Consider the following 11,676-nt stretch of genomic DNA (forward strand, 5'->3'; position numbering starts at 1 on the left):
GACCGCGCATGGCCCGACCCGACCTTCCCCCGCTGACCACGACCACGCCCGGCTACGACCGCTCGGCGCTGCAGCCGCGCGTCCTGCACATCGGCTTCGGCGCCTTCGCGCGCGCCTTTCTCGCCGCCTACCTGGACGAGACGCTGGACGCCGCAGGCGGCGACTGGGGCATGGTCGCCGTGCGCCTGCAGTCGGGCGCCGACGACCTCGACGCGCTCGACGCCGCCGGCCGCGTCTATACGGTCGCGGCCGCGGACGACGAGGGCATCGAGGCGCGCATGATCCAGGCCCTGGTCGGCACCCGCCACCCGGCGCGCGACGGCATCGACGCGCTGCTCGGCCATTTCGAGCATCCGGCGCTGGCCATCGTCTCGCTGACGGTCACCGAGAAGGGCTACTGCTCGCGTGCCGGCCGGCTCGACGCCGAGCACGCCGGCATCCGCCAGGACCTCGCGACGCCGGAGGTCCCGGCGACGACGATCGGCGTGCTGGTCGAGGGCCTGCGCCGACGCCGGGCGGCCGGGCTCGGTGGCGTGACCGTGCTTTCGTGCGACAACCTGCCGGACAACGGCACTGTCTGCCGGGCCGTCGTCACGGACTACGCACGGCGCCGCGATCCCGCCCTGGCCGAGTGGATCGACGCCCACGTCACCTTCCCCTGCACCATGGTCGACCGGATCGTGCCGGCGCTCGATGCCGACGCGCAAGCGCTGCTGCGCGCCATCGGCGCCGACGACGCGACCGGCATCGTCTGCGAGCCGTTCCGGCAATGGGTGATCGAGGATCATTTCGTCGCCGGACGGCCGGACTTCGCGCTGGCCGGCGCCGAGTTCGTCGCCGACGTGCGCCCTTTCGAGGACATGAAGCTCAGGATGCTCAACGGCAGCCACTCGTTCCTCGCCTATCTCGGCGCGCTCGCCGGCGTCGAGACGATCGCCGACTGCGTCGCCGACCCGGCCTTCCGCGCCGCCGCGCGAGGCCTGATGCTGAAGGAGCAGGCGCCGACCCTGTCGATGCCGGACGGCATCGATCTGGAGGCCTATGCCGCCGCCCTGCTGAAGCGCTTCGCCAACAGCCGACTGAAGCACCGCACGCGCCAGATCGCCACCGACGGCAGCCAGAAGCTGCCCCAGCGCATGCTCGCCTCGGTGCGCCACCACCTGCGCCAGGGCACGCCCTGGCCGCGACTCGCCCTCGGCATCGCCGCCTGGATGGCCTATTGCCGCGGCCACGACGAGACCGGCGCAGAGCTGCCGCTAAGCGACCCGCTCGCCGAGCCGATCCGCGCCATCGCCGCGACGACGGCGGACGGCAGCGCCCATGTCGCGGCGATGCTGAAGCTCGACAGCGTCTTCGCGCCGGACATCGCCGGAGATGCGGCGTTCCGCAGCCCCGTCGAGGCGGCCTACCTCAGCCTGCGCCGCGACGGCGTGCGCGCCAGCCTGGCCGCGCTCGGCGACTGAGCGCCAGCTGGCGCGCGCCTGGCCTGCCGCGCGAGTGGTCTGCCGCGCGAGTGGCCTGCCGCGCGAGTGGTCTGAGCGCGCGCGCCGCCTATACTTGCCGTTCATCCGCCCGATTCGCGGGCGTTCCCCAAGGCCATGCCCGGCCCGCCCCCCGGATCGCAGCGGGGCCGACGCCGATGCCCGGGCCGGCGGGGGGATCCTCTCCGCCCGGCCCCGACGGGACCGCCACCCGCCCCAAGGACGAAGGCTCGCCATGGCCCGCACCCGCGCTGCCGACTACGACGACAAACGCAACGCCATCCTCAACCGCTCGGCGGCGCTGTTCGCCGCAAAGGGCATCGACCGCGCCGCCATGTCGGAGGTCGCGCGCGCCTGCGGCGTGTCCAAGGCGCTGCTCTACCACTATTACGCCAGCAAGGAAGCCCTGGTCTTCGACATCATCCACGCCCACCTGTCGGAGCTCGACGAGGCGATCGCAGAGGCCGACGCGCCCGACCTCGCCCCCGACCAGCGCCTGCGCGCCCTGGTGCGCCGAACGCTCGAGGCCTATCGCGACGCCAACGACAAGCACAAGGTCCAGCTCGCCGGCGTGCCCGCCCTGCCCGCCGACAAGGCAGAGGCGATCAAGGCCATCGAGCGGCGCATCGTGCGCCGCTATTCCGACGCCCTCCTCGCCGTCAACCCCGACCTCAACCGCGACCGCCCGCTGCTGCGCCCGGTCACCATGAGCCTGCTCGGCATGCTCAACTGGGTCTACATGTGGTTCCGGCCCGACGGACCCATCTCGCGCGAGGACTACGCCGACATCGCCGCAACCCTCGTCCTCGAAGGCGTCAAGGCCGTCCGCTGAGCGCGCGGTTTTAGGGAAAATTAACCCTGTTCGGCCGAGCATGACGCATCGGCAGAACAGGAGTTCAGCGATGACCGATCTCCGGCGGCGCCTGGACAGGCTCGACGACTTCTTCGACGCGGTGGAGGGCTACACGGACCTGCCCGTCGACCAGCTGGTACAGGTCCTGCTCGACCATTTCGTCGTGGATCTCGACCTGCTCGGCGAGTTCGCCCGAATGCTGGAACACCGCACGGCCGCGACCCCGGCAGCGGTCGCCGCCTGAGCGGACGGTGCAAGCGGCGGAGGGGCCCTCAGCCGATCGACAGCGTCTGGCCTTGCTCAGCCGCCTCCTCGCGCTCCGGCGGGCGGGTCGCTCCGCCCTGCCAGATCTTCTGGCGGTTGCGGATCTCGCGCGGCGCGGGACCGAAATAGCTTGAGGTCTTGACGAAATCGCGCGGGTGCAGGATCACGCTGGAGACACGCTGGTAGAGCGCCTTGGCGGAGATCGGCTTCGACAGCAGTTCGTGCACGCCGAGCCGGCGCGCCTCGATGATGCGGCTGCGTTCGGTGTGGCCGGTGACCATGATGATCGGAATGTAGGCGAACGGGTTGTTCGGCGTGCGGATCATGCGCACCATGTCGGCGCCGTCGAGGATCGGCATCACCCAGTCGAGGATCAAGATGTCCGGATTGGCGCGGTCCATCGCCTCCAGGCCGGAGGCGCCGTCCTCTGCCTCCACGATCCGGCGCGCGCCGAAGCCCTGCAGCATGGTGCGCAGGATGGTCCGCATGTAGGCGCTGTCCTCAACCAGCAGAAATGTCAGCGAGGCAAGATCCAGGCTCACCGGCGACCTCCGTTCGTGACGCACAGCCTAACCCGGAAAATCTGAAAAGAGCGTTAGTGGCCGGGAACCGCGCAAGTCGGATTTGAGCTAAATGCACGAGCCTACTTGTCACCCTCCGGCAAGGTTGCAGCCGATTAACGGTTTGCGGGACAACGCCTTAACGGGCCCTTCAAACTTGGCGCCTATCTGTCGCAAACAGCACAAGCGGACGGCACACAGCCGGCCGCGCAGGACATTCAGGGATCGGAGGGGACGATGCGGGCGGAGCGAGAAGCCGACGACGGCAAGGCCGGGGACGCGCACGGCGCGCTCAGGGCAGCTGCGTCCGAGATCGCCGGCGCCCCGCTGCGCGAGAACGTCCTGCTCGTCTCGGGCCTGGCGCTGCTGGTCGTTGCCGGCAGCATGATCCTCACCACCGTGGTCGGCTGACGACCGCCGCCGACGCTCCGCCGGCCTGTCAGCGGCGCTCCTCGCCGTCCTCCTCCTCCCTGCCGGAACCGCGGTCGGGCTGGTCGGGAAGGTCGTCGTCCTGCAGGATGCGCCACTTGGCGCCCTCCAGGTCGTCGTACTGGCCGCTCTTCAGCGACCACAGGAAGGCGACTAGGCCGAGCAGGCCGAGAAACAGCGCGATCGGGATCAGGTACAGCAGGACATCCACGGCGACGGCTCCTATTTCCCGGCGCCGAGCCGCAGCCGCAGCGCGTTGGCCGTGACGATAATCGACGACCCCGACATGGCCAGCGCCGCAATCAGCGGCGTGACGTAGCCGGCAACGGCGATCGGAACGGCGATGAAATTGTAGATCACCGAGATCCACAGGTTCTGCATCATGGCGGTCTTTGCCTTGCGCGCGATGGCGAGCGCCTCTGCCACGGGTGCAAGCCGGTCGCCGAGAAAGACGGCGTCGGCCGCGGCCTGGCTGAGATGGACGGCGGTCACCGGCGACAGCGAGACATGGGCGCCGGCAAGCGCCGGAGCGTCGTTGAGGCCGTCGCCGACCATCAGCACGCAGCGGCCATCGGCCTTGAGCTCCTCCAGCCGCGCGATCTTGTCGGCCGGCGTCAGGCCGGCGCGCCAGTCGGCGATGCCGAGCGCGCGCGCGGCCGTGTCGACGGCGCCGGCCCGGTCACCGGACAGGATCTCGATCCGGTAGCCGCGGGCGCGCAACGCCGCGACGGTCGCCGCCGCGTCGGGCCGCAGCGACTGGCGCATCGGCAGCAGCCGCGGCGCCGCCTCGCCGATCCTGAGCGCGAGCAGCGAGGCATCGGGATGGCGTGCGAGGGCCTCCGCGACGGCGGCCTCGTCGACGCCGCAGAAGGCGGGACTGCCAAGGCGCACGAGCAAGCCCTCGTGGACAGCCTCGACGCCGGCGCCGGTCGTCTCGACGACACCGTCGAGCGGGCGGTCGGCCCCAACCGCACGGGCCAGAGCGAGAGCCAGCGGATGCTTGCTCGACAGCGCAAGACGGCCGGCCAGATCAAGCACCGCGTCCATCGGCACGGCCGGTTCGATCAATTGCGGCTCGGCAAGGGTCAGCGTGCCGGTCTTGTCAAAGACGATCGTATCGGCAGCGGCGAGCCGCTCGATGGCATCGCCGGAGTTGATCAGCACGCTGGAGCGGAACAGCTGGCCAGAGGCGACGACCTGGACGGCCGGAATGGCGAGACCGAGGGCGCAGGGACAGGTGATGATCAGCACGGAGATGGCGATCACCAGGGCGGGCTGCCAGTCGAGCCCGGCCAGGATCCAGCCGAGGAAGGTCAGAGCCGCAGCACCATGGACCAGCGGCGAATACTGGGCTGCCGCCTTGTCGGCGAGGCGGACGTAGGTCGACTTGGCCTGCGCGGCCGCCTCGAGCAGCCGGTTGACCTCGTCGAGCAGGGTGGCACCCGACGCCGCGGACACGCGCACCTTCAGGACGCCGTCGGCGTTGAGCGTGCCGGCATAGACGCGCTCGCCGGCGCCGACGGGCTGCAGGGCGGTTTCTCCGGTGACCAGACTCTGGTCGATCTCCGAGCGGCCGAATTCGACGATGCCGTCGACCGGGATGCGCTCGCCGGCGGTGACGAGCACCAGGTCGCCGGGCTCGATCTTCGACAGGGGCACCTCGCGCACCGCTCCGTCCGCCCCGATGCGGGCCGCGACCTCCGCCTTCAGGGCGGCGATGTTCTCGGCCAGCGACCGCGTCCTGCGTCGCATGTTGTGGTCGAGATAGCGCCCGACCAGGAGGAAGAACAGCAACATCACCGCCGATTCGAAATAGGCGTGATGCTGGCTCTGCATGGTCTGCACGAAGGACAGACCGACGGCGAGGGTGACGCCGATGACGATCGGCACGTCCATGTTCAGCCGCCCGGCGCCGAGGGCTGCAAGCGCGCTGCGCAGGAACGGCCGCCCGGAATAGGCGACCGTGGGCAAGGCAATGATCGCCGACACCCAGTGGAACAGGTCGCGCGTTTCGGGAGTGATGTCGGTGACGTTGCCGGACCAGACCGAAATCGACAGCAGCATGATGTTCATGCCGGCAAAGCCTGCCACCGCCATGGCGCGCAACAACTCGCGGCCGTCCCGGTCCTGACGCTCCTTCTGGGCGGCTGGATCGAAGGGATGGGCGCGGTAACCCATGCGGTCCAGCGCCGCGACGATGTCCTCTGCTCCGGTTTCCTCGGCCCGCCAGGCGACCGCAAGCCGCTGGCTGGTCAGGTTTACCCGGGCATGGGCGATGCCGGGAAGCCTGGCCAGGCCGCGCTCGATCTCGCTCATGCACGCCGCGCAGGTGATCCCCTCGACCGCAAGATCCATACGGACCGACCCGTCCTCGGCCGGCGTCACGAAGGATTCCCAGTCGCGCATGTGAACCGTCATGCGCGCAACTCCTATTCTTTCAGGAACAACCTGTTCTCCGACCGGAACACCCTGCCCTCGCCGCCCTCCGCCTCGAGGATGAGATTCCAGTTGCCGGCGTCAAGCGACGCCTCCGTGTGACCGACGAAGCGGCCGGTCTCCTCCTCCTGGAGCAGGATGAGATGGTCGGCGCCCTGGCGGGTCGGATGGTTGAGACGGGCGGTGAAGGCAACGCCGGTAACCGGCAGCCCCGCGCCGTCGCGGGCACGCACGACGATGCGCGCCGTGCCGCCGGCCGACCGGTCGAGACCGGCCTCGACCGCCCAGCCCCGCGCCGCCTGTTCCCGTGCGGCCGCGATTTCCTGGTTGTAGAGCTGTCCCGCCGTGTAGGAACTCTCGACCACGACGCCCGGGAACGACCCGAGCGCGACCCACAGGAACACCGCGTTGGCGGCGAAGATGACCCCGAAGAAGCCGACCAGCCACAGCAGCACCGTGCGTCCGGTCATCGGCTTGCCGCCGCTGCTGTCCGCGTCCCGAATCGGGCCGGCATTTCCGATCGTCGACATGGTCCCTCCTATGGTGCCTTGAAGTAGTCTTTTGTGGTGACGACCTCGCCCATGACCGATTCCGTCAGCCGGAAGGTCACCGGCGTCGACGGCGGCATCTTCGTACCCGCCGGCGAATGGACGAGAACGCGCAACTCCCGGGTCTGGTCGGGCCCAACCTCGATGAACGGGCGGCCGTCGACATACTGATCGATGCCGACCGCCTCGATCCGCGACCCGCCCGGCATTCCCTCAACGTTCAACACGAAGCTGCGGGCATGGTTGCGCTTGTTCATCAGGCGCACGGTATAGCCGTTGCGGACGCTGCCGTCGCTCTGGGTGACGAAGATCGGATTGCGGTCATGCAGCACGCTGATGCCGGCGAAATCGCGGCTGAGCAACGCATAGAGCATAAGGGCACCGACCAGGGCGATGATCGCCGCGTAGATCACCGTACGCGGGCGGACGATCTCGTAGACCGGTTCCTTGCCGGCGACGCGGCGCTCAATATTCTCGTCGGTGTCGTAGCCGATCAGACCCGTCGGCTTGCCGATCTTGGTCATGATGTTGTCGCAGGCGTCGATGCACAGGCCGCACTGGATGCAGTCGAGCTGCATCCCCTTGCGGATGTCGACGCCGGTCGGACAGACGAAATAGCACTGGTTGCAGTCGATGCAGTCGCCGGCCGGCAGGCCCTTGGCTTCCAGTTCCCTGTTGTGTTTGAGCGACCCGCGCGGCTCGCCGCGGTCCCAGCGATAGGTAACGTTGAGCGCCTTCTCGTCGGTCAGCGCAGCCTGGATGCGCGGCCAGGGGCACATGTAGATGCACACCTGCTCTCGCATGAAGCCGGCCAGAAGATAGGTCGTGGCGGTCAGGATGCCGATCCAGACATAGGCACTCACCGGCGCCTGGAAGGTGGCGAGTTCGTAGACGATGGTCGGCGCGTCGGCGAAATACAGAACCCATGCGCCGCCGGTCCACCAGGCGATCATCAGCCACAGGAAATGCTTGGTCGCGCGCCTGGCGACCTTCTTGGCGGTCCACGGCGCCTTGTCGAACGCGATGCGCTCGCGCCGGTCGCCCTCGACCTTGCGCTCGACCCACAGGAACAGGTCGGTCCACACGGTCTGCGGACAGAGGTAGCCGCACCAGATGCGGCCGGCGACAGCGTTCATCAGGAACAGGGCCATCGCCGCAACGATCAGCAGGCCGGTGAGGTAGTAGACCTCCTGCGGCCAGATCTCGATGAAGAAGAAATAGGCGCGGCGGCCGGCGAGGTCGATCAGGACCGCCTGGTCGGGCGCCTCCGGCCCCCGGTCCCAGCGCACGAAGGGCAACAGGTAGTAGATGCCGAGGGTGATGAACAGAAGGGCCCACTTGATCCTTCGGAACGTCCCATGGGTGGCCATGGGATAGATCTTCTTGGCAGAGGCGAACCATTCGTCCGGCTGGCCGCTGCCCACTGCGGCATCTGGCTCGACGCGCATCGATTCCGTCCTTCTCAAAGCGCGATCCGGCCCCTACGGATCTTCGTGATGATCAGGGCCGGCGCTCGGCCGGCCCTTTTTTCAGTATGGTTGCAAGTCTAGCCCTGCTCGAAGGCTTCGGCCTTGCGACGGATCAACCCGCGACATCCTGTCCCGCAGCGATCACTCGCCGCCGCCGAAGGCGTGGACATAGACGGCCAGCGACTTGATCGTCGCCGGGTCAAGACGGCCTTCCCAGGCCGGCATGACGCCGTTGCGCGGCGCGTTGACCTGCGCCTTGATCGCGGCCACGGACTTTCCATACAGGTAGTTCGCCGCGGTCAGGTCGGGCGCACCGACCTCGCGCATGCCCTTAAGGTCCTCGCCGTGGCAGGATGCACAGTTGTCGAGGTAGACCGTCTCGCCAGCGGCCAGATCGACGCCCGCCTCCGGCTCCAGGCCGGCCTGGGCGGCGACATAGCTCGCGACCTGATCGATCTCGTCCTTGTCGAGCAGACCGTCGCGGCCGAAGGCCGGCATGTCGCCGATGCGGGCTTCATCGTGCCCCGAACGGATGCCGTATTTCAGCGTGGTGTGGATGTCGTCCAGCGTGCCGCCCCAGATCCAGGCGTCGTCCTGCAGGTTCGGGTAGCCGAGCGAGCCGGTCGCGCCGGAGCCGTGGCAGGGCGCGCAGTTGTCGCCGAAGGCCGCCCGACCGTTGGCCATGGCGAAGTCCAGCATGCCCTGGGTCGAGCGGATGTCGTCCAGCGAGGCATCGACGAGCGCCGAGCCGATCTGCGCGCGTTCCGCCATGCCGGCCTCCAGCGCGGCCAGCGCGTCGGCGCGCTGGCTGTTACCGAGGACACCGGCCGTGTAGGTGGTCAGCAGTGGCCAGGACGGATAGACGATCCAGTAGCCGATGGCCCACACGATGGTGGCATAGAAGACGTAGAGCCACCACTTCGGCAGCGGGTTGTTCAGTTCCTTCAGGCCATCCCATTCGTGGCCGGTCGTCTCCACGCCTGACAGCGCATCGACTTCCTTGTTGTGAGTATCGGTCATGGATCAATCCTCCCGGAACGGGATGTTCGCGGCATCCTCGAAACGCTTGCGGTTCTTCGGCCACAGGGCGTAGGCGAGCACGATGCCAAACAGGATCACGAAGTAGAGCAGCCCCCAGGTCTGGGCGAAGGCGGCCAGGGACGTATAGGTCTCGTTCATGCCAGCCTCCTCACCTCAGGTCTGCCTTGGAGTCGTAGATCGAGAAGTCGACCAGCGTGCCGAGCATCTGGAGATAGGCGACGAGCGCGTCCATCTCCGTAACCTTCTGCGGGTTGCCGTCGAAGTCGCGCACGATCGCATTCGGATAGCGCTCCAGGAAGGCATCGACGCCATCGGCATCCGGGTTGGCCTGAGCCAGAAGGTCTGCCGCTGCGTTCTCGATCATCGTCTCGGTGTAGGGGACGCCGATGATCGCGTTGGTCTTCAGGTGGTCGGCGATATCGCGCGTGCCCAGGGTCGCGTTCAGCAGGAACGGATAGCCGGGCATGATCGATTCCGGCACGACCGAGCGCGGATCGACCAGATGGTCGCGGTGCCACTCGTCGGAGTACTTGCCGCCGACGCGGGCGAGGTCCGGACCGGTGCGCTTGGAGCCCCACTGGAACGGATGGTCGTACATCGACTCCGCCGCCAGCGAGAAGTGGCCGTAGCGCTCAAGCTCGTCGCGCATCGGGCGGATCATCTGCGAGTGGCACAGGTAGCAGCCCTCGCGGATGTAGATGTTGCGGCCGGCGAGTTCGAGGGGTGTGTAGGGACGCATGCCCTGCACCTTCTCGATCGTGCTCTTCAGGTAGAACAGCGGGACGATCTCGACCAGGCCGCCGATGGCGACCATGACGAGAATGCCGACCAGCAGAACCAGCGAGTTCTTCTCGAAGACTTGGTGCTTGTTCCAAACAGACATGTTCGCGCCTCCCCCTTATTCAGCCGGGGCCAGGGCGCCGCCTGCCTTGGCTTCGGCCTGCTCGGCCTCGCCATGACGGACGGTCATCCACAAATTGTAGGCCATGATCAGGGCGCCGAGCACGAAGAGCGCACCGCCGAGAGCACGGATGACATAGAAGGGATACATCGCATCGACGGTCTCGATGAACGAGTACTCCAGGAAGCCGAGCGAGTCATACGCCCGCCACATCAGGCCCTGCATGATGCCGGACACCCACATCGCGGTGATGTAGAGCACGATGCCGATGGTCGACAGCCAGAAGTGCCAGTTGACCAGTTTGAGCGAGTACAGGCCCTTCTTCTGCCACAGCCAGGGCACCAGGCAGTAGAGCGCGCCGAAGGAGATGTAGCCGACCCAGCCCAGCGCGCCGGAATGGACGTGACCGATGGTCCAGTCGGTGTAGTGCGACAGCGAGTTGACCGCACGCAGGCTCATCAGCGGGCCTTCGAAGGTCGACATGCCGTAGAAGGCGACCGACACCACCATCATGCGCAGCACCGGGTCTGTCCTGAGCTTGTCCCAGGCACCCGACAGCGTCATCAGGCCGTTGATCATGCCGCCCCAGGAGGGCATCCACAGGATGATCGAGAAGGTGGCGCCCAGCGTCGACGCCCACTGCGGCAGCGCCGTGTAGTGGAGGTGATGCGGGCCGGCCCAGATGTAGATGAAGATCAGCGCCCAGAAGTGCACGATCGACAGGCGGTAGGAATAGACCGGCCGCTCGGCGCGCTTGGGCACGAAGTAGTACATGATGGCGAGGAAGCCGGCGGTCAGGAAGAAGCCAACCGCGTTATGGCCGTACCACCACTGCACCATGGCATCCTGCACGCCCGACCAGACGATGTATGACTTGGTGCCGAACACCGACACCGGAACGGTGGCGTTGTTGACCAGGTGCAGCATTGCGATGGTGACGATGAAGGCCAGGTAGAACCAGTTCGCCACATAGATATGCGGCTCCTTGCGCTTCCACAGCGTGCCGAGGAACAGGAACAGGTAGGCGACCCAGACGATGGTCAGCCAGAGGTCGGCGTACCATTCCGGCTCGGCATATTCCTTCGACTGGGTGGCGCCGAGCAGATAGCCCGTACCCGCGATCACGATGAAGGCGTTGTAGCCGAGGATGACGAACCAGGGCAGCACCTTGCCGGGCATGCGCGCGCGGCTGGTGCGCTGCACCACGTACATGGAGGTGGCGATCAGCACGTTGCCGCCGAAGGCGAAGATCACCGCGGAGGTGTGCAGCGGCCGCAGACGGCCGAAATTGGTCCAGGGCAGGTCGAAGTTGAGCACCGGATAGGCGAGTTGCAGGGCGATGATGAGCCCCACCGTGAAGCCCGCGATGCCCCAGAACATGGCGGCAATGGCGCCGAACTTGATCGGACCCAGGTTGTAGTTGGGCTTGCCGTCGATCTCCTGGGGGATCGCAATGCCGCCGTCGTTGAAATAGCTCTTGAAAATGACGAAGACGCCCACCGCCGCAAAGAGCGCGCCGACGGACGCGTGAAACGCCATCACTTGGTCGTAGGTCTTGCCCGCCACGATCAGGCAGGCAAATGCCAAAAGCACGAGGAAGGCCGCGAACAGCCCCTCCTCGAGCGAGATGAGTCTGGCTTTTGAATGTGCCATTCTTCCGCCCCAGTCTTGTTCGTCGCTGCACTGTGCCAGCG

At 67.3% G+C, this 11,676-nt stretch carries 13 protein-coding genes; 4 read left to right on the forward strand and 9 right to left on the reverse strand.

Annotated elements, in window-relative coordinates; all coding sequences use genetic code 11:
- Positions 1 to 8 precede the first annotated feature (8 nt).
- From SL003B_RS16160 to SL003B_RS16170, 3 genes are all read left to right on the forward strand, one after another.
- Positions 9 to 1,463 (forward strand): mannitol dehydrogenase family protein, encoded by a 1,455-nt coding sequence (locus SL003B_RS16160; RefSeq protein WP_013653934.1) that lies wholly within the window; start codon positions 9 to 11, stop codon positions 1,461 to 1,463.
- A gap of 253 nt (positions 1,464 to 1,716) precedes the next feature.
- The gene (locus SL003B_RS16165; RefSeq protein ID WP_013653935.1) at positions 1,717 to 2,313 is read left to right on the forward strand and encodes a TetR/AcrR family transcriptional regulator; all 597 of its coding nucleotides are present in this window, start codon (positions 1,717 to 1,719) and stop codon (positions 2,311 to 2,313) included.
- Between the two features lie 70 nt (positions 2,314 to 2,383).
- A complete protein-coding gene (locus SL003B_RS16170) occupies positions 2,384 to 2,578 on the forward strand; it encodes a hypothetical protein (protein ID WP_041375592.1) in 195 nt (64 codons plus the stop codon).
- Positions 2,579 to 2,606: 28 nt separating this feature from the next.
- Here SL003B_RS16170 and SL003B_RS16175 read toward each other — a convergent pair whose 3' ends face one another.
- A complete protein-coding gene (locus SL003B_RS16175) occupies positions 2,607 to 3,140 on the reverse strand; it encodes a response regulator (RefSeq protein WP_013653936.1) in 534 nt (177 codons plus the stop codon).
- Positions 3,141 to 3,395: 255 nt separating this feature from the next.
- Here SL003B_RS16175 and SL003B_RS23570 point away from each other — a divergent pair, with 255 nt between their 5' ends.
- Positions 3,396 to 3,569, forward strand: a complete 174-nt coding sequence (locus tag SL003B_RS23570; RefSeq protein ID WP_158306641.1) for a hypothetical protein — start codon at positions 3,396 to 3,398, stop codon at positions 3,567 to 3,569.
- 28 nt (positions 3,570 to 3,597) lie between these two features.
- On the opposite strand, the gene ccoS is transcribed toward SL003B_RS23570, so the two are convergent.
- The 8 genes from ccoS to ccoN all read right to left on the reverse strand — a co-directional run bounded on the left by ccoS (position 3,598) and on the right by ccoN (position 11,635).
- Positions 3,598 to 3,798, reverse strand: coding sequence for a cbb3-type cytochrome oxidase assembly protein CcoS (ccoS, locus tag SL003B_RS16180; RefSeq protein WP_041375593.1), 201 nt, complete (start codon positions 3,796 to 3,798; stop codon positions 3,598 to 3,600).
- Between the two features lie 11 nt (positions 3,799 to 3,809).
- Positions 3,810 to 6,005, reverse strand: coding sequence for a heavy metal translocating P-type ATPase (locus SL003B_RS16185; protein WP_013653937.1), 2,196 nt, complete (start codon positions 6,003 to 6,005; stop codon positions 3,810 to 3,812).
- An 11-nt stretch (positions 6,006 to 6,016) separates the two neighbouring features.
- Positions 6,017 to 6,553, reverse strand: coding sequence for a FixH family protein (locus SL003B_RS16190; RefSeq protein WP_013653938.1), 537 nt, complete (start codon positions 6,551 to 6,553; stop codon positions 6,017 to 6,019).
- A gap of 8 nt (positions 6,554 to 6,561) precedes the next feature.
- The gene (ccoG, locus tag SL003B_RS16195; RefSeq protein ID WP_013653939.1) at positions 6,562 to 8,019 is read right to left on the reverse strand and encodes a cytochrome c oxidase accessory protein CcoG; all 1,458 of its coding nucleotides are present in this window, start codon (positions 8,017 to 8,019) and stop codon (positions 6,562 to 6,564) included.
- A 162-nt stretch (positions 8,020 to 8,181) separates the two neighbouring features.
- A complete protein-coding gene (ccoP, locus tag SL003B_RS16200; protein WP_013653940.1) occupies positions 8,182 to 9,060 on the reverse strand; it encodes a cytochrome-c oxidase, cbb3-type subunit III in 879 nt (292 codons plus the stop codon).
- A 3-nt stretch (positions 9,061 to 9,063) separates the two neighbouring features.
- Positions 9,064 to 9,219 carry a cbb3-type cytochrome c oxidase subunit 3 gene (locus tag SL003B_RS16205; RefSeq protein ID WP_013653941.1) on the reverse strand — a complete coding sequence of 52 codons (156 nt, stop codon included), beginning with the start codon at positions 9,217 to 9,219 and terminating at the stop codon, positions 9,064 to 9,066.
- A gap of 10 nt (positions 9,220 to 9,229) precedes the next feature.
- Positions 9,230 to 9,964: a cytochrome-c oxidase, cbb3-type subunit II gene (gene ccoO, locus SL003B_RS16210; protein ID WP_013653942.1), complete on the reverse strand. Its 735-nt coding sequence runs from the start codon at positions 9,962 to 9,964 to the stop codon at positions 9,230 to 9,232.
- 15 nt (positions 9,965 to 9,979) lie between these two features.
- Positions 9,980 to 11,635, reverse strand: coding sequence for a cytochrome-c oxidase, cbb3-type subunit I (gene ccoN / locus SL003B_RS16215; protein ID WP_013653943.1), 1,656 nt, complete (start codon positions 11,633 to 11,635; stop codon positions 9,980 to 9,982).
- Positions 11,636 to 11,676 lie beyond the last annotated feature (41 nt).

It is taken from the genome of Polymorphum gilvum SL003B-26A1, from assembly GCF_000192745.1.
GTDB classification, from domain to species: domain Bacteria; phylum Pseudomonadota; class Alphaproteobacteria; order Rhizobiales; family Stappiaceae; genus Polymorphum; species Polymorphum gilvum.